Source organism: Rhodococcus sp. NPDC058532 (genome assembly GCF_042719255.1).
Lineage (GTDB): Bacteria > Actinomycetota > Actinomycetes > Mycobacteriales > Mycobacteriaceae > Rhodococcus_G.
Genome location: NZ_JBHXNU010000003.1, coordinates 96,727 through 119,162, shown reverse-complemented (window position 1 = coordinate 119,162; position 22,436 = coordinate 96,727). Strand labels below are relative to the sequence as shown.

Here is a 22,436-nt window from a genome sequence, read left to right as displayed (position 1 = left end):
GGGCGCTGTCTGGTCCTCACACCGGGGTGTGAGTTCGTCTGGTCTCGCTCCGCGCGGCTTGTCGGTGATCGAAACGGTCACGTCCAATTCGCGCGGAGCCTGGCGGGCTGAACTCCGCGTCCCGTGCGCCTGATCATCCAGCGTGCCGCCGGGGAGGGATTTCCTCGTCCATGGCGGCAGCGATGCGGGCATCGAGCCGTGGTGTCACCGGTTGGACCGCACGCAGCTCTCGACGGTGACGAAACGTGTGCGGGTCAACCGCTGTCAGTATCCCACACGTCCACGGTGCCCCGACCGACGCCGCACCGTGCGGGCGAACGAAACCGGCTCAGGTCCCCGATCGGATCGGGCAACCTGAGCCGGGGCTGCGGAAATGGGGCGGTCAGGCTCGAGCGAGCCGCGGGAACCAGAGCGCGATCTCCCGCTCGGCGGACTCGACCGAATCGGATCCGTGCACGAGATTCTGCTGACCGTCGAGGGCGTGGTCGCCGCGGATCGTGCCGGGAGCGGCCTTCTCGACGGGATCGGTGCCACCCGCGATCTGGCGGAACGCGGCGATCGCCCGGTGTCCCTCGACGACGGCCGCGACCAGCGGGCCGGAGGTGATGAACTCGAGCAGACCCGGGTAGAACGGCCGCTCGACATGCTCGGCGTAGTGCTTGCCCGCCACATCCGCGTCTGCGGTGCGCATCTCCAGCGCGGCGACGGACAGACCCTTGCGTTCGACGCGCGCGAGAATGTCGCCGATCAGGTTGCGGGCAACGCCATCGGGCTTGATCAGTACCAGGGTGCGCTCAGTCACGAAAGGACAGAATAGTGGGTCAGTCCCGCTGCCCTGCCAGCAGTCCCCGCTCGATCCGCGCCTCGATGTCCTTGCGCAGGTACAGCAGGTACGCCCACACCGCGGCGAAGATCAGACCCATCACGCCGATCGCCGGGTGAATGAACCAGCCCGCGATCAGGCCGACCTGCAGGCCGAGGTCCAGACGCAAACCCCAGCGCCGGGACTGCACCCCGCACGCGAGGATCATCAGGACGCCGAGCACGGTGAGGTACACGACCGCTCCGGTGCTGATGCCGGTGCCGAGCTTCGCGACCGCGGGGATCCCGAGGAAGACCACGATTGCCTCGAGGATCAGGGTGCCGGAGCAGACCCCGCGGAATCCCTTCCACGGGTCGGTGGTCGGGGGATTGAACTGGGCAGGTTGATCGGGGGTGCTCACGCCGGGTCCTTTCCGAACAGGGTGCGGGCCTCGCCCGCGGTGACGACGGATCCGGTGACGACGACACCGGCGCCGGAGATGGCCTCGCCGGGTTCGGCGACCTCCTCGGCAAGCCCGATCGCCGTTTCGATCGCATCCGGCAGGGTCGGGGCAACGACCACCCGCTCGTCCCCGAACCGGGCGACCGCCAGGTCGGCGAGGTGCTCGACGTCCATCGCACGAGGGGAACCGTTGCGGGTGACCACAATCTCGTCGAAGACCGGTTCCAGCGCGGTGAGGATGCCGTCGGCGTCCTTATCCCCCAATACCGCGACGACGCCGACGAGTTTGCGGAAGTCGAACTCGGCCGACAGCGCCGACGCGAGGGCGCGGGCCCCGTCCGGATTGTGCGCGGCATCGAGAAAGACGGTCGGCGCGTTGCGGACCCGCTCAAGCCTGCCCGGGTTCGTCAGCGACGCAAAGGCTTCCCGGATCGCGTCGGCGTCGAGCTGCCGGTCGGGACCCGCCCCGAAGAACGCCTCGACCGCGGCGAGGGCGAGCGCGGCGTTGCGGGCCTGATGTTCGCCGTGCATCGGCAGGAAGATGTCGGTGTACACCCCGCCAAGCCCCTGCAGTTCGAGTTGCTGCCCGCCGACCGCGATCTGCCGCGCAAGGACGGTGAACTCCGATCCCTCGCGGGCGACGGCGGCGTCCGCCTCCACCGCGCGGCGCAGCAGCACGTCCATCACCTCGGGTTCCTGCTGCGCGAGGATCGCGACGGTGTCCCGCGGCACCAGCGAGTCCGGCGCCTTCTTGATGATCCCGGCCTTCTCGGCGGCGATGCCGGCCAGGTCGGTGCCCAGATAGTCGGCGTGGTCGAGGCTGATCGGGGTGATCACCGCGACCTGGCCGTCGACGACATTCGTTGCGTCCCAGCGGCCCCCGAGCCCCACCTCGATGACCCCGACGTCGACGGGCGCCTCCGCGAACGCGGCGAACGCCATCGCGGTGAGCACCTCGAACTTGCTCATCGCCGGACCCCCGGCTGCCCGCGACTGGGTGTCGACCATCTCGATGTACGGCGCGAGCTCGCGGTAGGTGTCGACGTAGGTGCGCGGCGAGACCGGCGCGCCGTCGATGCTGATCCGCTCGGTCGCCAGCTGCAGGTGCGGGCTGGTGGTGCGGCCGACACGGCGGTGCAGCCGAGTGAGCAGGGCGTCGATCATCCGGGTCACCGACGTCTTGCCGTTGGTGCCCGCGACGTGGATCGCCGGGTACGCCTGCTGCGGGGACCCGAGCAGATCCATCAGCGCGGCGATCCGGGTCAGCGACGGCTCGATCTTCGTTTCGGGCCAACGCTGGTCGAGCTCGGCCTCGACCAGCGCCAGTTCCGCGAGATCCACCGGGGACGGGGTCCCCTGCTCGTCGCTCACGCCCGACCCAACTCCTCGAGCCGCGCGGTGATGCGGGTGATCTCCTCCTGCGCCACCTGCTGACGTCCCTTGATCTTGTCGACGACCGCGTCCGGGGCCTTCGCGAGGAAGGCCTCGTTGCCGAGCTTCGCCGCGGTCCCGGCGAGCTCCTTCTCGGCCGCCGCGAGGTCCTTCTCGAGCCGCTTGCGTTCGGCGCCGAGGTCGACGGCACCGGAGGTATCGAGTTCGACGGTGACGGTGGCGCGGCTCAGCCGCACCTCGACCGACGCGGTCGCGGCGAAGCCGTCCGACGGCTCGGTGAGCTTCGCGAGCGACGACACCGACGCGAGCTGGTCCTCGATGTCGGCGTCCGCGGCTCCGGACAGCCGGGCCGCGACCTTCTGCGACGGCTTGAGTCCCTGGTCGCTGCGGAACCGGCGGATCTCGGTGACGAGCTTCTGCAGGTCGGCGATCCGGCGGGCGGAATCCGCGTCGGTCGGGGTGCCGGTCGCGGCGGGCCAGGACGCGACGACGACCGACTCGCCGCCGGTGAGCACCTTCCACAGCGTCTCGGTGACGAACGGAATCACCGGGTGCAGCATCCGCAGCAGCGTGTCGAGGACGTTGCCGAGCACGGCCTTGGTGCCGTCTGCGTGCGCAGAACCGTCCGCGACCTGCACCTTCGCGAGTTCGAGGTACCAGTCGCACACCTCGTCCCACGCGAAGTGGTACAGCGCCTCGCAGGCCTTGGAGAACTCGAACTTGTCGAACGCCTCGTCGACCTCGGCGCGGACCTGCTCGAGCCGGTCCAGGATCCAGCGGTCGGCGTCGGTGAGCTGCTCGCGGGCGGGCAAGTCGGCGACGACCGCGCCGTTCATCAGCGCGAACTTGGTGGCGTTGAACAGCTTGTTCGCGAAGTTGCGGGACGACTGCGCATGGTCCTCACCGACCGCGAGGTCGCTGCCCGGGTTGGCGCCGCGGGCCAGCGTGAAACGCAGCGCGTCCGCGCCGAACCGGTCCACCCAGTCCAGCGGGTCGATGCCGTTGCCGCGGGACTTCGACATCTTCTTGCCGAACTGGTCACGCACCAGGCCGTGCAGGAACAGGTCGGTGAACGGAACCTTGCCGCCTTGGACTGCATCGTCACCGGAGACGTAGGTGCCGAACATCATCATCCGGGCCACCCAGAAGAACAGGATGTCGTAGCCGGTGACGAGAACGCTGGTGGGATAGAACTTCTCGAGCTCGGGGGTCTGCTCCGGCCAGCCCATCGTGGAGAACGGCCACAGCCCGGACGAGAACCAGGTGTCGAGGACGTCCGGATCCTGCTCCCACCCGGCGGGGGCGGTCTCGTCGGGGCCGAAGCACGCCACCTCGCCGTCCGGGCCGTACCAGATCGGGATCCGGTGGCCCCACCACAACTGCCGGGAGATGCACCAGTCGTGCATGTTGTCGACCCACGCGAACCAGCGCGGCTCCTGACTGGCCGGGTGGATGGTGGTCGCGCCGTCGCGGACGGCATCGCCTGCGGCCTTCGCGAGCGCGTCCACCTTGACCCACCACTGCATCGACAGGCGGGGTTCGATGGTCTCGCCGGAGCGCTCGGAGTGCCCGACGCTGTGCAGGTACGGACGCTTCTCGGCGACGACGCGGCCCTGCTCGGCGAGGGCCTCGCGCACCTTGACGCGCGCCTCGAACCGGTCCATGCCGTCGAATTGCGTTCCGGTGTCCGCGATCCGACCCGCCTTGTCCATGATGGTCGGCATCGGCAGGTTGTGCCGCAGACCCATCTCGAAGTCGTTGGGATCGTGTGCGGGGGTGATCTTGACGGCGCCGGTGCCGAACTCGGGGTCGACGTAGTCGTCGGCGATGATCGGGATCGCGCGGCCGGTGAACGGGTGCTCAAGGGTGGTGCCGACGAGGTGCCGGTAGCGCTCGTCGTCGGGGTGCACGGCGACGGCGGTGTCGCCGAGCATCGTCTCGACGCGGGTGGTGGCGACGATGACGTGCGGCTCGGTGTCGTCGAGGGAGCCGTAGCGCAGCGAGACGAGTTCGCCCTCGACCTCCTCGAACTTGACCTCGATGTCGGAGATCGCGGTCTGCAGCACCGGCGACCAGTTGACGAGCCGCTCGGCGCGGTAGATCAGGCCGTCGTCGTACATCCGCTTGAAGATGGTCTGCACGGCGCGGGACAGGCCCTCGTCCATCGTGAAGCGGTCGCGGGACCAGTCGACGCCGTCCCCGATGCGACGCATCTGGCCCTGGATGGTGCCCCCGGATTCACCCTTCCAGTCCCACACCTTCTCGATGAAGGCCTCGCGGCCGAGGTCCTCCTTCTTGGTGCCCGCGGCGGCGAGCTGCTTCTCGACGATGGTCTGCGTCGCGATGCCCGCGTGGTCCATGCCGGGCAGCCACAGCACCTCGAAGCCCTGCATCCGCTTGCGGCGGGTCAGCGCATCCATCAGGGTGTGGTCGAGCGCGTGCCCCATGTGCAGGCTGCCGGTGACGTTCGGCGGCGGCAGCACGATGGAGTAGCCGGGCTTGTCGCTGGCGGCGTCGGCCTGGAAGTAGCCGGCCGCCACCCAGCCCTCGTACAACTGCTCCTCGACGGCGCTGGGGTCCCAGCTCTTCGGGAGGGCGTCTGCGGGGTTCTCGGGGTTCTGCGGCGCGGCACTGGTCACCTGCGCAATTCTAGAGAACGTCCCCTACCGTGGTTCCCGCCACATGGCCCACAGCGTGGGTCCGCCGTCGGGGATCACGATTTCCCGGGTCACCTCGAAGCCGAACCGCTGGTAGTACGGGACGTTCGACTCCTTGCTCGACTCCAGGTACGCGGGCGCGCGGTCGAGGTCGCACCGGTCGAGACGGGACCGCATCAGGGCCTGCCCGTGCCCGCCACCGCGGGCGGTCGGGTCGGTGCCGATGGTGCCGAGATACCAGTGCGGCCCGTCCGGGTGTGCGGCCTCCATCGTCGCGCCGACCGCGGCGGCGACCCCGGCCCGGCGCCCGAAGGCCCGCAGGATGGACGGGGCCATCACCAGTTGGGTCCACCGCGACTGCCGCCACCGATCGGGCGGATCCCACAGCGCCGCCCCGACGGCGCGGCCGTCGGCCGCGGCCACCTCAACGCCGCCGTGGGCCAGATGGTGGTGCCGGGTGAAGGCGGCGAACATCCGCGGCAGCCCGCGCCGCCGGTCCAGCGGGTCGGGCCACATCCACTGCATCACCGGGTCGTCATCGAACGCCCGACCGAGGACGCGGGCGAGTTCGGGAACGTCGGACCGGGTGGCGGGGTGCACGGTGGCCATGCCCGAGGCTATCCCGGAACCGGATCATTCGGTTGCCCCTACTCCGCCGATCGCAATGTCATTGCCTCTGCCTGCACCGACTGCCACCATGTCGCCATGGAGCCGCTGGAGATCACCGACCTGATCGCGGTTGCACCGGTGCGACGGGACGACGCCGCGACCCGGTTGCGGGCGTCGGGTCAGGAGCGGGCGGCCCGCCTGGTCGAGGCGCTTCCCGCGGTGGACGGCGTGCTCGATGCCGACCACTGCCGACGAGTGCTGCTCCGGATCCATGCCGAACTCCAACGGTTGGGCGAGGAGTTGCAGGTGCCGCGCCGGGTGGCCGACGAGATCAGGCTCATCACCCCGCGGCACACGGTGCGGCGGATCGTCGACGTCGGCTGCGGCACCGGGTACATCCTGCGCGGCCTCGCCCGTTCCGGCGCCCTCCCCGGTGTGGAACTGGTCGCCACCGACTTCAATGCCGACCTCGTCGACAGGGGACGCACGCTCGCCCGCCTCGACGACTGCGCCGTCCGCTTCGAGGTAGCCGACGCACTCGACCTGGCGACGGACGGCGTGCCGACCGTGGTGATCTCGACCGGCTTCCTGCACCACCTCGACCGCGCGCAGGTCCGCGAGTTCCTGGCCCGTCACGAGACCCCCACAATCGTCGGCTTCCTCCACTACGACCCGGAGCCAGGGTGGCTGACCAACCTGGGTTCCTGGGTCTTCCACCGCAGCCGGATGCGCGAACCCATCTCCCGGCACGACGGCAATCTGTCGATGCGGCGGGCGCACCCGACCGACTTCCTGCTGGGCGCTGCCACGGCGGCCGCGCCGTCGTTCGACGTCTCCTGCCGCGGTGGGCAGAGCCTGCACGGAGTGTGGCGCCCGCTGATCGGGGTGCGCGGGGCGGACGGGTGAACGTCGCGGCGCTGACGGTCCTGACGATCGCCCTGCTCGACGGCGCGTTCGCGGGCTATCGGGCGGCGCAGGGCCGGACGGGTCGACTCGCCACCCTGCGGCGCGACACCCTGGCGCAGGCGAGGGGTGTCGCGGTATGGGCGGCCCTGGCGGCTGGCCCCCTGGCGATCGGTCTGCTCGTTGTCCCGCGGGAGGTCCGCCGGACCGCGGCCGAGGCGCTGGCGGCGGCCCTGACACCGTTCGCCCTGGTCACACTCGTCGCCATCGCGACCTGGTGCGTCCTGCCGTGGCGGACCAGGTATCTGGCGATGGCGGTCGTGTTGGGGCCGATGACGTTGCTGCGCCCGGCGATCTGCGTGGCCGGCGCCGTTGCCGTGTGGATCGGGACCGGCGATCCGACCGCCACCGCCGCGACTGGCGTGGCCGGGGGTGCACAGCTACTGGTGGAACCTGCGGTGGGACACCTCTGGTACACCAAAAACCCGGTGGCCGGCAGGGGCACGGTCGGGGTGTGATGGCGGCATGCACGTGTACGAGTACGCCGCCCACGATGCGGTCGGCCTGGCCACACTGATCCGGCAATGGGACGTGACGGCGGCCGAGGTCGAGGCCGCGGCGCGGCGCGCGCTGGACGCGGTGAACCCGGACCTGAACGCGCTGACCCTGCCGGTGTTCGACCCGGCACCCGACGCCGACCCGTCGGGGCCGCTGGCCGGGGTGCCGATGGTCGTCAAGGACAGCGGCCCCGTCGTCCGGGGGATCCCGTTCACCCTTGGCAGCCGCGCCCTCCGCGGCGCCGTCGCTGGCTGCGATCTGGAGGTGATGCGCCGGTTCCGGGCCGCCGGGTTGGTCGCGCTCGGTCAGAGCACGGCACCGGAGCTGGGACTGAACTTCGCGACGGAATCCCGACGCTACGGGGCGACCCGCAACCCGTGGAACCTCGATCGCGGGGTCGGCGGGTCGAGCGGCGGGTCCGCGGCGTTGGTCGCGGCGGGCGCGGTGCCGATCGGGCACGGCAACGACGGCGCCGGGTCGCTGCGGGTCCCCGCGTCGTGCTGCGGGCTGGTCGGGCTCAAACCGAGCCGGGGCCGGGTGCCGGTCGGGCCGTCCGGTTCGAGCGGATCCTCGGGTGGTGGGGTGACCGGGGAGGTGGGGTTCGGCCAGGTGTACGAGTTCGGCCTGACCCGCACGGTCCGGGACTGCGCGGCCCTACTGGACGCGGTCAGCGGGCCGATCATCGGGGAGAAGTACGCCGCCGCTCCCCCGGCCGTGCCGTATCCGACGTCGCTGTCGACCGATCCCGGTCGGCTGCGGGTCGCGGTGTCCACCCTGGCCGGCGTGCCGGTCGACGCGCAGGTCGCGGACGCCGCAATCACCGCGGCGCGCGTCCTCGAGTGGATCGGGCACGACATCACCGAGGCAGCGCCCGCGGTATGCGAGGACGACGTCGTGGAGGCGTGCCTGCTCACCGCGTACTCGACGGGTGCGGCGATGCTGCGGGCCCCGATCCGACCGAATCCCGATCTGCTGGAGTCGGTGTCGCGGGTGGTTCTGCAGGAGGCCGCGGCCGCGCGGATGCCGGACGTCGCCGCCGCGATCGACGCCCAGGGCCGCGTCACCCGCGCGGTCGGGGACTTCTTCGCTCGCCACGATCTGCTGGTGACGCCAACGGTGGCACAGTTGCCGCCGCCGCACGGCACCCTCGACTACGACGCCGCGGGGCACACCGTCCGGTCGTGGATTCGGCGGATCCTCGAGTTCGGCCCGTTCACGGCCGCCTACAACGTGTCCGGCAATCCGGCGATCAGCCTGCCGCTGGCGCAGAGCCGGGAGGGGCTGCCGATCGGGGTGCAGCTCGTCGCCGCACCCGGCCGCGAGGACCTGCTACTTGCCGTCGCCGCCCAGCTTGAGCAGGCGGTGCCGTGGCGTGACCGGGTCCCGCCGCTGTCCGCGGACCGCTAGAGGTCAGCGCAGGCCGTGCCTGCGGGCGACGATCCGCTCGACCAGCCCGCGCGGCGCGATCCGGCGCAGCGCGAACACCATCGGGGCGTTGGAGCCGACGGCATACAGCGGTCGCGGCCGCTTGGCGTCGATCGCCGTCAGCACGGTCCGCGCGACCGTGTCCGCGCTGATCCCGGACCGTTCGTTGGCGTCGAGATGCTCGATCATCGTGCGGTAGTCGGCGGTGTACGGCGAGTCGTCGGCGAGATAGTGGGTGCGCCGTTCGCCGATGCCGGTGGCGATCGAGCCGGGCTCGACGGTGGTGATCGCGACCCCGAACGGGGACACCTCGCGGCGTGCGGCGGTCGCGAAGCCCTTGATCGCGGCCTTCGTCGCGACGTACGAGGATCGGTGTGCGAGTGGGAAACTCGCGAGCATCGACCCGACCATCACGACCCGGCCGGAGCGGCGGGCCCGCATGCCGGGCAGCAGCAGCTGGGTCAGCCGCACCGCGCCAAACACGTTGGTGCGGAACAGCCGTTCGATCGCGTCCATCGGCAGTTCCTCGAGCGGGCCGCTCTGGCTCTCCCCCGCATTGTTGACGAGAACGTCGACGGCGCCCGCCGCGGCGGCGCAGGCGGCGATGGACGCCTCGTCGGTGAGGTCGAGCGGCAGGTACCGGACGCCGGGGACTGGGTTCGTGATCGCATCCGGGTTGCGGCTGGTGCCGTACACCGTCCACCCGCGTCCGGCGAGGGCCCGCGCGACCGCCGCCCCGATCCCCGACGACGCGCCCGTCACCAGTGCCGTCCGTGCACCCGACCCGCCCATGCCGCACCCTCCCTCGACGTAATTCCTCGACGACCGTAGTGCACGACACGCGCACCGCGGGCGAGTCACGCCGCCGACGCCACGGACGCGGGAGCATGTGTCCGTGACATCGTGGATACAGGTGCTGGTGGCAATGGCCGAGGGTCCGACCGCACCGGTGCACGGTGTCGTCCGGGTTGTCGATCCGGGGTCCTGCAGCAGCGCAACGACGAGGCCGGGCTCGCCGGGCTGCAGCAGGTGCTGCACCCCGGCGAGTGCCCCCGCCGGTGACTACTGCTTCGGGATCGCCGGATGTCCCTCGGACGCCTGCACCACGACGAACCCGCTGCCGGTGAGCCCGAGCTGGTACGCCTCCCCCGACCCGCGTCCCACGACGGCGCCGAGCTTCGCGGTCTTGCGGATGGTGGACTGCAGCCCGGTCGACCACATCACCGCGCTCTGCATGTCGACGTGGGTCGGCACGTCGACGTTCAGCACCACCGGGGTGCCGTAGGCGGTGATCGCGAGGACCCCGTGACCGCTGAACGTGGTGTTGAACAGTCCGCCGCTGAGCATCGACGCGCCCTCGACACGGTTGATGTCCCAGCCGAGGGTGGACTCGAACGCGAGGACGTTGCCGCCGTTGACGGTCACCGACTCGCCCTCGAGTTCGAACAGGAAGATCTCGTCGGCGTCGGCCGCGAGAAACACGTCGCCGCTGCCGGACACCTGCATCAGCGACATGCCCTCGCCGGTGAGTGCCTTCTTGAAGAACTTCCCGATGCCGCCGCTGCCCTGGTACGCGAAGTCCACCTCACCCTGGTAGGCCACCATCGACCCCTGCCTGGCCAGGAAGTGCCCGCCGGTGCCCCGCAGGTCCACCTTGAGCATCCGCTTGTTCTGCAGCATGAATGTGCCTGGCGTCCCGCTGCGTTCGGTGTTGGTGAACAGATCGCTGCGCACAAGGGTCCTTCCGTTCGGGTGGTCAGCCGCCGAGCAGCGGAGCGATGCGCGGCGGAATGTCGTTCAGAGCGTAGGGCAGCGACAGCACCGTGCTCCACGTCATCGCCTCGGCGGCCGCGTCGTCGAGGATGATGACGCGGCCCCCCTCGACGACGGGCAGGCCCGCGTAGACGGGTGTCGCCGCGAGCTCGGCGCGGAGCTTGTCGCCGAAGCCGCCGCCGGCATACCAGACGAGCAGGTCCGTGTCGGCGAGGGTCAACTGTTCGGTACTGATCGGGGCGAAGTTGGTGCCGGTGATCTGCTGGGTGACAGGAGGATTCACGAAACCGAGTTCGGTGAAGAACCGCACCTTCGGGTCCTCGGGGCCGTAGACCCCGAACTGGCCGGGCCCCTTCAGCGCACCGACGATCACCGTCCTGCCCGCAAACTCCGGGTGCGCGGCCGCGACGTCGGTGAACTGCTGCTGCACGGCGTTGACGAGGTCGTCGGCCTGCGCCGACCTGCCGAGGGCCTTGCCGATGGTCCGGGTTTGGATCTGCCAAGGCACCCCGAAGTCGGCGAACTCCGCAGGCTGCCCGACGGTCGGTGCGAGGGCGGACAGCGTGTCGTGCTCGTTCTGTGTCAGCCCGGAATAGGTGCCGAGGACCAGGTCCGGGTCGGTGGCCGCCACCGCCTCGATGTCCAGCCCGGTGCCCGCGGTGCCGATCACGGCCGGGTGCGCGCCGCCGAGGCGGTCATGCGCCCACGGCCAGGTGGCGTCGGGCTGGTTGCCGTACCAGTCGAACACCCCGACCGGGACGACCCCGAGCGCAAGGATCGCGTCGTGGTCGTTGTAGCCGACGCTGACCACCCGCCGCGGGTCATCGCCGACGACCACCCGGCCATACTTGTCGCCGAGGGTGGCGCCCGTCGAGCCACTCGGCTGGGCGTCTCCGCTGCCGCATCCGGTGGCGACGGCCAGCGCGACGCCGGAGGCCCCGATCAGGAACCCGCGACGGGTCAGACGATCCATGTTCTCCACCCTCATGCTCACGGAAAGAAGGTGAGGCTATCCCAATTTGCGACACCCGTGTGCGGTGTTGCCTATCGGTCCGCTCCCGATCGCGCCACTATGGACACATGACTCGCAAAGCCCCGGCACAGGACATCGACGAATCCCAGGTCGCGGTCAGCCCCCCGAAGGACCACGCCGCGGGGGTCAAGGCCGTCGTGGTGTCCATGGAGCGAGCCGTCGAGCAGATGGGGGTGGCGCGCACCGCCCAGACGTTGACCCGGCTGAACCAGCGGCACGGCTTCGACTGCCCCGGCTGCGCGTGGCCGGAGACGCCCGGGCACCGCAAGCCAGCCGAGTTCTGCGAGAACGGTGCGAAGGCGGTCGCGGAGGAGGCGACGCTGCGGACCGTCACCCCGGAGTTCTTCGCCGCGCACCCGCTGGCCGAACTAGCGGAGAAGACCGACTACTGGCTGGGTCAACAGGGCCGGATCACCCATCCGATGGTGCTGCGGGAGGGGGCGAGCCACTACACCCCGATCGACTGGGACGAGGCCTACCGGCTGATCGCCGACACGTTGACCTCGCTCGCCACGCCGGATGAGGCCGTCTTCTACACCTCGGGCCGCACCAGCAACGAGGCCGCGTTCCTGTACCAGTTGATGATCCGCAGCTTCGGCACCAACAACATGCCGGACTGCTCGAACATGTGCCACGAGTCGTCGGGCAGTGCGCTGACCGAGTCGATCGGCATCGGCAAGGGCTCGGTGACCGTCCCCGACCTCGAGTACGCGGACCTGATCCTGATCGCGGGCCAGAACCCGGGCACCAATCATCCGCGCATGCTGTCGACGCTGGAAGCGGCAAAGGGCAACGGCGCGAAGATCATCGCGATCAACCCACTGCCCGAGGCCGGACTGCTGGGGTTCAAGGATCCGCAGAAGGTCGGCGGCGTGATCGGCAAGGGCGTCGAGATCGCGGACGAGTTCCTGCAGATCCGACTCGGTGGCGACATGGCGCTATTCCGCGGATTGGCGCGGCTGCTGTTCGAGGCGGACGACGCCGCGCCGGGCACGGTCCTGGATCGGGACTTCATAGCCGAGCACTGCGCGGGATTCGAGGAGTACGAGCGAGCGGCCCGCACCGTCGATCTCGACACCGTCCTCGACGCGACCGGACTGACCAGCACCCAGCTGCGGAACACGGCGGACGCGTTGATCCGGTCCCGGCGGACGATCGCGTGCTGGGCGATGGGGCTGACCCAGCAGACGCACGGCGTCGCAACGATCCAGGAGATCACGAACCTGCTGCTGATGCGCGGCATGATGGGCAAGCCGGGCGCCGGTGTCTGCCCGGTCCGCGGGCACTCGAACGTGCAGGGCGACCGGACGATGGGCATCTGGGAGCGGATGCCCGACAGCTTCCTCGACGCGCTCGACCGCGAGTTCGGCATCACCAGCCCCCGCAAGCACGGCCTCGACACCGTCGACGCGATCCGCGCGATGCGGGACGACCACGCCCGGGTGTTCATGGCGATGGGCGGCAACTTCCTTCGCGCCACCCCGGACACGGCCGCCACCGAGGATGCGCTGCGCCGCTGCCGATTGACGGTGCAGGTGTCCACGAAGCTGAACCGCTCGCACGTGGTCACCGGCGCCACCGCGCTGATCCTGCCGACCCTGGGCCGCACCGACAAGGACATCCAGGCAGGCGGCAAACAGCTGGTGTCCGTAGAGGATTCGATGTCGATGGTGCATCTGTCCCGCGGCAGCCTGACGCCGGTCAGCGAGCACCTGCGCAGCGAGGTGGCGATCATCTGCGACCTGGCACGCGAACTGCTCGGCGCCGAACACAGCGTGCCCTGGCTGGCGCTGTCCGCCGACTACGACCGGATCCGGGACGCCATCTCCCGGGTGGTGCCCGGGTGCGAGAACTACAACGAGCGGGTCCGCCGCCCGGACGGCTTCCAGCTGCCGCATCCGCCGCGGGATCGGCGCGAGTTCCCCACCACCACCGGGAAGGCGAACTTCGTCACCGGCGAGCTGCAGTGGGTGCCGACACCCCCCGGCCGGCTGATCCTGCAGACGCTGCGCAGCCACGACCAGTACAACACCACGATCTACGGCCTCGACGACCGGTATCGCGGCGTCAAGGGTGGGCGCCGGGTGATCTTCGTGTCCGCCGCGGACCTGGTCGAGTTGGGGCTGATCGACGGATCCCGGGTGGACATCGTCTCGGAGTGGACGGCAGCCGACGGCACCGTCGAGGAGCGGCGGGTGTCGGACTTCCGGGTGGTCGAGTACTCCACACCGAAGGGCAACGCCGCCGCCTACTACCCGGAGACCAATCCGCTGATCCCGCTCGATCACGTTGCCGCCAAGTCGAACACGCCGGTCTCGAAGGCCGTGGTGGTGCGGTTGGAGCCGGTCGGCTGATGGGTCGGGTCACCGCGAGGCGGCCGGTGCTGCGGATCGGACCGTCCGGCACCGTCCGGCGCCCGGACAGCCTCGCCGTCGAGGAGCCCCTGGAGATCCGGATGGGCGGCCGATCGCTGACCGTCACCATGCGCACCCCCGGACACGACGTCGACCTGGTGCATGGATTCCTGCTCGGCGAGGGGATCATTCGGTCCGCCGACGACGTCACGGTGATCCGGTACTGCGACGGGGTCGACTCCGACGGCGCGAATACGTACAACGTCCTCGACGTCGCACTGGCCGCCGGAGCGCCGGAACCTGTTGTTGCCCAGCGAAACTTCCTGAGCACCTCGGCCTGCGGGGTGTGCGGGAAGGCGTCGCTCGATGCGGTCCGGGTGCGGGCGCCGTACGACCTCACCGCGTCGACGCTGACGGTGCCCGCGACGGTGCTCGCCACCCTCCCGGACACGATGCGCGCCCGGCAGCGGGTGTTCGACTCCACCGGCGGCCTGCACGCGGCCGGGCTGTTCACCGCCGACGGCGCCCTGCTCGCGCTGCGGGAGGATGTTGGCCGACACAATGCCGTCGACAAGGTCCTCGGCTGGGCAGTCACCGAGGGTCGGGTGCCGCTGTCGGGGACGATCCTCGCGGTCAGCGGCCGCGCCTCGTTCGAGCTGGTGCAGAAGGCCGTGGTGGCCGGGGTACCGATGCTCGCCGCGGTCTCCGCGCCGTCGTCCCTGGCGGTCGACCTCGCCGCCGAGTCCGGTCTCACGCTGGTGGGGTTCCTCCGCGGCGAGACAATGAACGTCTACGCCGGGGCGCAGCGGATCGCCGTGCCGTAGGGCGCCCCGCCGGTCACCGAACGGGCGGTTGCCGGACCATCGCCCAAGAGGCGTGTCCAGTAACCGCCCGTTCGACGCGATCACATGGTCAATTCCAGCTGGGCGTCCAGGTCGTCGTCGGACGACGGGATCGCCTTCGGCCCGAGTCCGTTCGCGGACATAAAGGCGATCAGCCGCTCAAGCAGCTCGTGACCATTCCGCAACTGCGTCAGCCGCGACGACTTCTCGTCCGAGAAGGGCTCCAGCCTGCGGATCTCGGCGTTGATCTGGTTGTCCCGGTCCGTGATGCGGACCCACAGCGCCTCGTCGTGCGGGAGATTCAGCTGCGTCAGCGCGTACTCGGCTGCGACCTGCGCGACCAGGGTCCGCGGATCGTCCTCCGCCTGGTTCGTCGAGCCAACCGTCGCCGCCACCGTCGCCATCATGGCACCGGTGGATGCCAACCCCCCGACTGCCGCAATCCCGCCCACCATGCCGCCCGGGCCGAAACCGGCGAGCGCTCCAACGATCGCCGCACCGCCCGCGACTCCGACCGGAGCGGCCACCATCAGGCCGATCGGGGCGGCGGCCACGAGTGCGAGTCCCGCCGCCGCGATAAGCCACCGACTCTTGGTCGCATCGGCGAACTTGTTTCGGAGGCTCTTCGGTTCCAGTGCACTGCGCCGAACCTCGACAATCGCTTTCCGCACGACGACACCGAAGTGACTGTTCAGTCCGAGGTCCATGGCAATGTTCGGCAGCGCATCGAGCGGCGCGTCACCGCAATCAATTTCGTACGGTGCCGTGCTGTTCGCCGTTGCAAGCACGGCCATGTGCCGCACGGACTCGGCCTCGGACCACCGCAGCGGAATGGACGGCATCCGCCCCTCGGCCAGGGTCAGCCATTCCGCGGGCACCGGACGGCGGTCCTCGATCATCTGGCGGGCCACCGCGACGTCAGCATCGCGAAGAAGCTGGGCCGCATCGCCGAATCGCTGCTTGACCTCTGGGTCGGCGATCTTCAGCGCCACCTGACGGTTGAACTGCATTACCAGCAGTCGTAGCGCGTCGCCGTCACCGAGATGAGCGGCTACCGCCGAATCGCCACGGTAGGTCGGGTCGGGCGTTGGCCACACGGCCTGGCCGATCAATCCTGCGATCGATTCGTGCCGAAGGTATCTCACACTGTCATGGGCGCCCGCCGCGACGACCTTGGCCGGGCCGAGATCGTCGAGACGGACCAGGAAGTCCTGCGCGGCGGGGAAGAGCCAGGCGAGGCCGCGCCCCATCGTGACCGGATCCCAGGGGCAGAAGAAGTTTGACCAGTCATCGACGCGCGAGTACGGGAACTTCTTGAGGAGCCGCTCGGCACCCTTGTGCAATGCCCTGGAATGCGCGGGACTACCGATCGTGACGAAGCGCCGCACGTGAACACGATCCGGCAAATGATCGAGAAGGTCGAGCGCGATCACACTGCCGAGGCTGTGCGCGACGAGCACCACGTCACCATGCAGTCCGTCGAGGTCCTTGAGGATCCGCGTCATAACGGCGCCGCGGACACCGTCGCGCTCCACGTAGTTCTGAACGGCCTTCAATGGACCCGGGGCGACCTTGACAACGCCAGCGGCTCCGCCCTTCGCCACCGGGTCGGCCACCTTGCCGAACCCGTATGTACCCATCGTCGGATCCTTCTGCAGCTGCCGCTGAATCCAGGCCTGACGCTGCTCGTAGCGACGGCGACACTGACTGTCGTCCTTCGACTTATAGGTGACCCCGGGCAGCGACTCGTTGCTGCCCTTGTCCATCAGCAGGTCGTCGTACCTCGGCGCCACCACATCGCCGTGGTCGAGCGAGCCGAATCCACGGTGGTACAGCCCGGTGTTCAGTGCCGTCAGCCATGCCCGGTCCGGGTCACCGTCACCGACGCCGTGGAGAAAAACAACCTTCGGTGTGGACATCGTGTTCCCTTCGAGCTGATCCAGAGCCGCTGCTGCACGCGGATTCTGACACAGGAGCGCCCCCCTCCGGCCAGGTAACGCAGCGCTGTCGTTCGAACGGTCCACCCCACACAGACCCGGCCCGCCAAAACTCAGGTGCACAGGGGTTGCCCTGCACGCACAGGGCCAATCGACACAGAAGACGGGTGTGCACGGTCGATTACCCGTGTGCGCACCCCACCTGACGATCTGCGACACTCGGGGCGTGACTCAACCGGGCTACGACGCGCTCGCCGATCTGTACTCCGAAACGTTTCCGTCCGCCTATCAGACGGCCCTCGAGCGGCACACGATCGCGGCCTTCGCCGAACTCGTCGGCGACGGGCCCGCGGAGGGTGTCGTGGTGGATGTGGGGTGCGGACTCGGTGGCATCACCGCCGACCTCACCGCACGCGGTCTCGAGGTGATCGGCGTCGACCCGAGCCGCGGCATGCTCGACATTGCCCGCCGCGACCACCCGCACCTCGAGTTCGCCTGCGACGACGCGTTACTCGGATCGGTGGACTTCGGCGGCAGGCCGGTCCGCGCGATTCTCGCACGGTACAGCCTGATTCACGTCCCACCGGCGGACATTCCGGCGGTGCTGGCTCGATGGGCCGCACTGACGGGTCCCGGCGCACTCGTCGCGGTCGCCGGTCAGAGCACCGATACTCCGGGCGAGATCGTCGAGTTCGATCACGTCGTCCGCCGGGCCTGGCGGTGGCACCCGGATGCGCTGGCCCGGGCACTGGCCGACGCGGGCTTCGACGAGGAGTGGCGGATGACGAGCCGACCGGATGTGCTGCACCGGTTCCCGGACGTCCACCTCGTCGCCCGCCGCCGCCCGTAACCACCCCGGACGGCGGCGGACCGGGTCAGTTGCCGCGCCGGATCCACTCCTCCAGGTGCGGCGACTCGGCGCCGAGGGTCGTGCCGTCCCCGTGCCCGGTGTGCACCCGCGTCTCCGGCGGCAGCGCGAACAGCCTGTCGCGGATCGACCCGATGATCGTCGGGAAATCCGAGTACGAGCGCCCCGTCGCACCGGGACCGCCCGCGAACAGGGTGTCGCCGGTGAACAACTCCCCCGCCTCCGGCAGGTACAGGCACGTCGACCCCGGCGAGTGACCGGGCGTCGCGATGGCCTGGATGTCGGTGCCCGCCACCGTGATCCGCTGGCTGCCCTCCAGCGTCCCGTGCGCGACGCCGGGGTGCGTCATCTCCCACAGCATGTTGTCGGCGGGGCTCAGGAGGATCGGTGCGTCCAGCCGCTCGGACAGTTCGGGGGCGACGGTGATGTGATCGTTGTGCCCGTGTGTACACACGATCGCGACGACCTTCCGGCCCGCGACCGCATCGACGATCGGCTGGGCGGTGTGCGCGGCGTCCACGATCACGACCTCGGAGTCGTCCCCGATCAGCCAGATGTTGTTGTCCACATCCCAGCTGCCGCCGTCGAGTTCGAACGTCCCCGACGTGACGACGCGGTCCACCCGGAACCCGTTCCCCGTCGCTACGCTGGCCTCGCGCGTCACAGCACGACCACCGAACGCAGCACCTCACCGCGGTGCATCGACTCGAACGCCGCCTCGACCTCGTCGAGCGCGATCCGTTCGGTGACGAACTTCTCCAGCGGCAGTCGTCCCTGCCGGTACAGGTCGACGAGCATCGGGAAGTCCCGCTCGGGCAGGCAGTCGCCGTACCACGACGACTTCAGCGCGCCGCCGCGGGAGAAGAAGTCCACCAGCGGCATCTCCAGGGTCATGTCCGGGGTCGGGACCCCGACGAGAACCACGGTGCCTGCCAGGTCCCGCGCGTAGAACGCCTGCTTCCACGTCTCCGGGCGGCCGACGGCGTCGATGACCACGTCCGCACCGAATCCGCCGGTGAGGTCCTGCACGGCCTCGACGACGTCGAACTCGGTCGCGTTCAGCGTGTGGGTGGCGCCGAGGTCCCGCGCCCACTCCAGCTTCTTGGCGTCGCGGTCGATCGCGATGATCGTGTTCGCGCCCGCGAGCCGCGCGCCCATGATCGCGGCGTCACCGACGCCGCCGCAGCCGATGACGGCGACCGAGTCGCCGCGGCCGACATTGCCGGTGTTCATCGCCGCGCCCATGCCCGCCATGACGCCGCAGCCGAGGAGGCCAACGACGGCGGGGTCGGCGGCGGGATCCACCTTGGTGCACTGGCCTGCGTGCACGAGCGTCTTGTCGGCGAAGGCACCGATCCCCAACGCCGGGGTCAGCTCGGTGCCGTCCTCGAGGGTCATCTTCTGCGTCGCGTTGAACGTGTCGAAGCAATACTGCGGGCGGCCCCGCTTGCAGGCACGGCACTGCCCGCACACGGCCCGCCAGTTCAGCACGACGAAGTCGCCGACGGCGACGGAATCGACACCCTCGCCCACGCTTTCGACGACACCCGCCGCCTCGTGGCCGAGCAGGAACGGGTACTCGTCGTTGATGCCGCCGTCCCGGTAGGTGAGGTCGGTGTGGCAGACGCCGCATGCGGCGACGGCGACGACGACCTCGCCGGGGCCGGGGTCGGGGACGGTGATCGGGACGATCTCCACCGGGGCGCCCTTCGAGCGCGCGATCACACCTCGTACCTGCTGCGGCATTTGCCTGATCTCCTCACATGTCCGGCGGGCGCACCGTTGCGATACCCGCGCTGTCGACCGTAACCCCGACGCGCGGGATGGACGAGCAGAGCACGGCGCCCCCACCGGTCGGTGGGGGCGCCGTGGTCCGCTGAAGCTGCTACGCCGACTTGTCGCGGCGCTCGCGGTCCGGCTTGCGCGGCACGATCGTCGGCAGCACGTTGTCGTTGACGGTCTCCCCCGTCACGACCACCTTGGCGACGTCGTCGCGGCTCGGGATGTCGTACATCACCGGCAGCAGAACCTCTTCCATGATGGCGCGCAGGCCGCGGGCGCCGGTGCCGCGCAGGATCGCCTGGTCGGCGACCGCCTCGAGCGCGTCCGTGGTGAACTCGAGTTCCACCCCGTCCATCTCGAACAACCGGGTGTACTGCTTGACTAGGGCGTTCTTCGGCTCCGAGAGAATCTGGACCAGGGACTCCTTGTCCAGGTTCGTCACCGACGCAACCATCGGGAGGCGCCCGATGAACTCGGGGATCAGCCCGAACTTGATCAGATCCTCCGGCATGACCTCGGCGAAGTGGTCCTGGGTGTCGATTTCCGCCTTCGACCGGACCTCCGCACCGAACCCGAGCCCGCGCTTGCCGACCCGGTCGGCGACGATCTTCTCCAGGCCGGCGAACGCACCGGCGACGATGAACAGCACGTTGGTGGTGTCGATCTGGATGAACTCCTGGTGCGGATGCTTGCGCCCGCCCTGCGGCGGCACGCTCGCCTGCGTGCCCTCCAGGATCTTCAGCAGCGCCTGCTGCACGCCCTCACCGGACACGTCGCGGGTGATCGACGGGTTCTCCGACTTGCGGGCGATCTTGTCGACCTCGTCGATGTAGATGATGCCGGTCTCGGCGCGCTTGACGTCGTAGTCGGCGGCCTGGATCAGCTTGAGCAGGATGTTCTCGACATCCTCGCCGACGTACCCGGCCTCGGTGAGCGCCGTCGCGTCGGCGATCGCGAACGGCACGTTGAGCATCTTCGCGAGGGTCTGCGCCAGGTAGGTCTTGCCGCAGCCCGTCGGGCCGAGCATCAGGATGTTCGACTTCGCCAGTTCGACGGTCTCACCGCGCACGTCCCGGCCCTTGTCGCCGGCCTGGATGCGCTTGTAGTGGTTGTAGACCGCGACCGCGAGGGTCCGCTTGGCCGCGTCCTGGCCGATCACGTAGTTCTCGAGGAAGTCGCGGATCTCGGCCGGCTTCGGCAGCTCGTCGAGCTTGACGTCGCTGGACTCGGCGAGCTCTTCCTCGATGATCTCGTTGCACAGGTCGATGCACTCGTCGCAGATGTAGACGCCGGGGCCCGCGATGAGCTTCTTCACCTGCTTCTGACTCTTACCGCAGAACGAGCATTTCAGCAGGTCTCCGCCGTCACCGATGCGTGCCATCTCGTCAGGTCCTACTTCCTTCTCAGCTGCACTCGCTACGGGTGCTGACCGTTCCGGTCCGGCCGGTTGGGTTGCTGTTGGGCCGATGTCGCATGGGCCGCGCCCGACGGGCGTAACCCCTGACTGTGACCGTACCCGCCCAGCCGGAACGGGGTCGACTTGTTGACCGTGTTTCGCGCCGACCCGCCCGGACCGTTACAGGTCGGGCGGGTCGACACCCAGACGTCACAAGCGCACGGGGCGCGTCACTTCTGCGCGGAGAGCTTCCGGTACTCGAGGACGTTGTCGATGATCCCGTAGTCCTTGGCCTCCTCGGCCGTCAGGATCTTGTCCCGGTCGGTGTCCTTGCGGATCACCTGCGGATCCTTGCCGGTGTGCCGACCGAGGGTCTCTTCCATCAGCCTGCGCATCCGCTCGATCTCGGCGGCCTGGATCTCCAGGTCGGAGACCTGCCCCTGGATGCCGCCGGTCGCGGGCTGATGGATCAGCACCCGCGCGTTCGGCAGCGCGAGACGCTTGCCCGGGGTGCCCGCCGCGAGCAGCACGGCGGCCGCCGACGCCGCCTGCCCGAGGCACACGGTCGTGATGTCGGCACGCACGTACTGCATGGTGTCGTAGATCGCCATCAGCGCGGTGAACGAGCCGCCGGGCGAGTTGATGTACATCGTGATGTCGCGGTCGGGGTCCTGCGACTCCAGCACCAGCAGCTGCGCCATCAGGTCGTTCGCGGAGACGTCGTCGACCTGGTTGCCCAGGAAGATGATTCGCTCCTCGAACAGCTTGTTGTACGGGTCGGAGGTCTTGACGCCGTAGCTGGTCTGCTCGGTGAACTGCGGCAGGATGTAGCGGGCCGACGGTCCGGCCGGGGCGGTGCCCGAGAGCGCGCGCGGGGTGTAGAGGTTGGTCATCTGCTTCTCCAGGAAGGTAGGGGGCGTCGGGGCGGACGTGCCGTGCTGCCTAGTTGTTTCCGGTGCCGCCGGCCTGCCGCGCGCGGGAGATGACGTGGTCGACGAAGCCGTACTCGAGGGCCTGGGTCGCGGTGAACCAGCGGTCGCGATCCGAGTCGATCGTGATCTGCTCGACGGTCTGACCGGTGTGCTCGGCGATCAGCTCGGCCATCTCACGCTTGGTCTGCGCGAACTGCTCGGCCATGATCGCGATGTCGGCGGCGGTGCCACCGATGCCGGCGGACGGCTGGTGCATCATGATCCGCGCGTGCGGCAGCGCGTACCGCTTGCCCCGGGTGCCCGCGGAGAGCAGGAACTGACCCATCGACGCGGCAAGGCCCATGCCGAAGGTCGCGATGTCGCACTCGGCGAACTGCATGGTGTCGAAGATGGCCATGCCCGCCGTCACCGAACCGCCGGGCGAGTTGATGTACAGCGAGATGTCGCGGGTCGGATCCTCCGCCGACAGCAGCAGAATCTGCGCGCACAGCTTGTTGGCGATGTCGTCGTCGACCTGGGTACCGAGGAAGATGATGCGCTCGCGCAGCAGTCGCTCGTACACCGAGTCGCTGAGGTTCAGACCTGACGTGGCCGAAGTCATGACGGTGCCCTGCGACGCCGCCGGGTTCTGTGAAGTCACGGTACCTGCCTTCTCGATCGCTGAATGTTCTCGATCACTGGGTTGCCCGACCACGCACGAGTCGCGAGCGG

Annotated in this window: 20 protein-coding genes; 6 read left to right on the top strand and 14 right to left on the bottom strand. The window is 69.5% G+C overall.

Annotated features, from left to right (window positions below; translation table 11 throughout):
- Window positions 1–382 precede the first annotated feature (382 nt).
- From ndk to ACFWQG_RS05070, 5 genes are read right to left on the bottom strand one after another with little or no spacing between them, the layout of a single operon-like run.
- Complete coding sequence (gene ndk, locus ACFWQG_RS05090) at window positions 383–802, bottom strand: nucleoside-diphosphate kinase (protein WP_378506502.1); 420 nt, start codon at window positions 800–802, stop codon at window positions 383–385.
- 19 nt (window positions 803–821) lie between these two features.
- Entirely contained in the window at window positions 822–1,223 is a 402-nt protein-coding gene (locus ACFWQG_RS05085) for a DUF4233 domain-containing protein (protein WP_378506501.1), read from the bottom strand.
- Window positions 1,220–2,635: a bifunctional folylpolyglutamate synthase/dihydrofolate synthase gene (locus ACFWQG_RS05080; protein ID WP_378506500.1), complete on the bottom strand. Its 1,416-nt coding sequence runs from the start codon at window positions 2,633–2,635 to the stop codon at window positions 1,220–1,222. The genes ACFWQG_RS05085 and ACFWQG_RS05080 overlap by 4 nt, the downstream gene beginning before the upstream one ends.
- On the bottom strand, window positions 2,632–5,295 hold the full coding sequence (locus tag ACFWQG_RS05075; RefSeq protein WP_378506499.1) for a valine--tRNA ligase: 2,664 nt from the start codon (window positions 5,293–5,295) through the stop codon (window positions 2,632–2,634). The genes ACFWQG_RS05080 and ACFWQG_RS05075 overlap by 4 nt, the downstream gene beginning before the upstream one ends.
- A gap of 24 nt (window positions 5,296–5,319) precedes the next feature.
- A complete protein-coding gene (locus tag ACFWQG_RS05070; RefSeq protein WP_378506498.1) occupies window positions 5,320–5,922 on the bottom strand; it encodes a GNAT family N-acetyltransferase in 603 nt (200 codons plus the stop codon).
- A 96-nt stretch (window positions 5,923–6,018) separates the two neighbouring features.
- Between ACFWQG_RS05070 and ACFWQG_RS05065 the strand changes: the two genes are divergently transcribed.
- The 3 genes from ACFWQG_RS05065 to ACFWQG_RS05055 are packed head-to-tail and all read left to right on the top strand — an operon-like array spanning window position 6,019 to window position 8,790.
- Window positions 6,019–6,828, top strand: coding sequence for a class I SAM-dependent methyltransferase (locus ACFWQG_RS05065; protein ID WP_378506497.1), 810 nt, complete (start codon window positions 6,019–6,021; stop codon window positions 6,826–6,828).
- Window positions 6,825–7,343, top strand: a complete 519-nt coding sequence (locus tag ACFWQG_RS05060; RefSeq protein ID WP_378506496.1) for a hypothetical protein — start codon at window positions 6,825–6,827, stop codon at window positions 7,341–7,343. The genes ACFWQG_RS05065 and ACFWQG_RS05060 overlap by 4 nt, the downstream gene beginning before the upstream one ends.
- Window positions 7,344–7,350: 7 nt before the next feature.
- Window positions 7,351–8,790, top strand: coding sequence for an amidase (locus ACFWQG_RS05055; protein ID WP_378506495.1), 1,440 nt, complete (start codon window positions 7,351–7,353; stop codon window positions 8,788–8,790).
- A gap of 3 nt (window positions 8,791–8,793) precedes the next feature.
- On the opposite strand, the gene ACFWQG_RS05050 is transcribed toward ACFWQG_RS05055, so the two are convergent.
- The 3 genes from ACFWQG_RS05050 to ACFWQG_RS05040 form a co-directional block, all read right to left on the bottom strand.
- Window positions 8,794–9,600: an SDR family oxidoreductase gene (locus tag ACFWQG_RS05050; RefSeq protein ID WP_378506494.1), complete on the bottom strand. Its 807-nt coding sequence runs from the start codon at window positions 9,598–9,600 to the stop codon at window positions 8,794–8,796.
- Between the two features lie 270 nt (window positions 9,601–9,870).
- Window positions 9,871–10,542, bottom strand: a complete 672-nt coding sequence (locus ACFWQG_RS05045; protein WP_378506493.1) for an AIM24 family protein — start codon at window positions 10,540–10,542, stop codon at window positions 9,871–9,873.
- A 22-nt stretch (window positions 10,543–10,564) separates the two neighbouring features.
- On the bottom strand, window positions 10,565–11,569 hold the full coding sequence (locus ACFWQG_RS05040; RefSeq protein ID WP_378506738.1) for an iron-siderophore ABC transporter substrate-binding protein: 1,005 nt from the start codon (window positions 11,567–11,569) through the stop codon (window positions 10,565–10,567).
- A gap of 92 nt (window positions 11,570–11,661) precedes the next feature.
- On the opposite strand from ACFWQG_RS05040, the gene ACFWQG_RS05035 reads away from it, so the two are divergent.
- Together ACFWQG_RS05035 and fdhD are read left to right on the top strand one after the other, a co-directional pair.
- Window positions 11,662–13,968, top strand: a complete 2,307-nt coding sequence (locus ACFWQG_RS05035) for an FdhF/YdeP family oxidoreductase (protein WP_378506492.1) — start codon at window positions 11,662–11,664, stop codon at window positions 13,966–13,968.
- The gene (fdhD, locus tag ACFWQG_RS05030) at window positions 13,968–14,792 is read left to right on the top strand and encodes a formate dehydrogenase accessory sulfurtransferase FdhD (protein ID WP_378506491.1); all 825 of its coding nucleotides are present in this window, start codon (window positions 13,968–13,970) and stop codon (window positions 14,790–14,792) included. Before ACFWQG_RS05035 ends, fdhD begins: the two co-directional genes overlap by 1 nt.
- 80 nt (window positions 14,793–14,872) lie before the next feature.
- Here fdhD and ACFWQG_RS05025 read toward each other — a convergent pair whose 3' ends face one another.
- Window positions 14,873–16,834 (bottom strand): hypothetical protein, encoded by a 1,962-nt coding sequence (locus ACFWQG_RS05025; protein ID WP_378506490.1) that lies wholly within the window; start codon window positions 16,832–16,834, stop codon window positions 14,873–14,875.
- 139 nt (window positions 16,835–16,973) lie between these two features.
- Here ACFWQG_RS05025 and ACFWQG_RS05020 point away from each other — a divergent pair, with 139 nt between their 5' ends.
- A complete protein-coding gene (locus tag ACFWQG_RS05020) occupies window positions 16,974–17,597 on the top strand; it encodes a class I SAM-dependent methyltransferase (protein ID WP_378506489.1) in 624 nt (207 codons plus the stop codon).
- Window positions 17,598–17,622: 25 nt separating this feature from the next.
- On the opposite strand, the gene ACFWQG_RS05015 is transcribed toward ACFWQG_RS05020, so the two are convergent.
- From ACFWQG_RS05015 to ACFWQG_RS04995, 5 genes are all read right to left on the bottom strand, one after another.
- Window positions 17,623–18,237 (bottom strand): MBL fold metallo-hydrolase, encoded by a 615-nt coding sequence (locus tag ACFWQG_RS05015; protein WP_378506488.1) that lies wholly within the window; start codon window positions 18,235–18,237, stop codon window positions 17,623–17,625.
- 38 nt (window positions 18,238–18,275) lie between these two features.
- Window positions 18,276–19,361 (bottom strand): S-(hydroxymethyl)mycothiol dehydrogenase, encoded by a 1,086-nt coding sequence (locus tag ACFWQG_RS05010; RefSeq protein ID WP_378506487.1) that lies wholly within the window; start codon window positions 19,359–19,361, stop codon window positions 18,276–18,278.
- A 139-nt stretch (window positions 19,362–19,500) separates the two neighbouring features.
- Complete coding sequence (clpX, locus tag ACFWQG_RS05005; protein ID WP_378506486.1) at window positions 19,501–20,778, bottom strand: ATP-dependent Clp protease ATP-binding subunit ClpX; 1,278 nt, start codon at window positions 20,776–20,778, stop codon at window positions 19,501–19,503.
- Between the two features lie 245 nt (window positions 20,779–21,023).
- Complete coding sequence (locus ACFWQG_RS05000) at window positions 21,024–21,686, bottom strand: ATP-dependent Clp protease proteolytic subunit (RefSeq protein WP_378506485.1); 663 nt, start codon at window positions 21,684–21,686, stop codon at window positions 21,024–21,026.
- Window positions 21,687–21,735: 49 nt separating this feature from the next.
- Window positions 21,736–22,326, bottom strand: a complete 591-nt coding sequence (locus ACFWQG_RS04995) for an ATP-dependent Clp protease proteolytic subunit (protein ID WP_378506737.1) — start codon at window positions 22,324–22,326, stop codon at window positions 21,736–21,738.
- Between the last annotated feature and the right edge of the window lie 110 nt (window positions 22,327–22,436).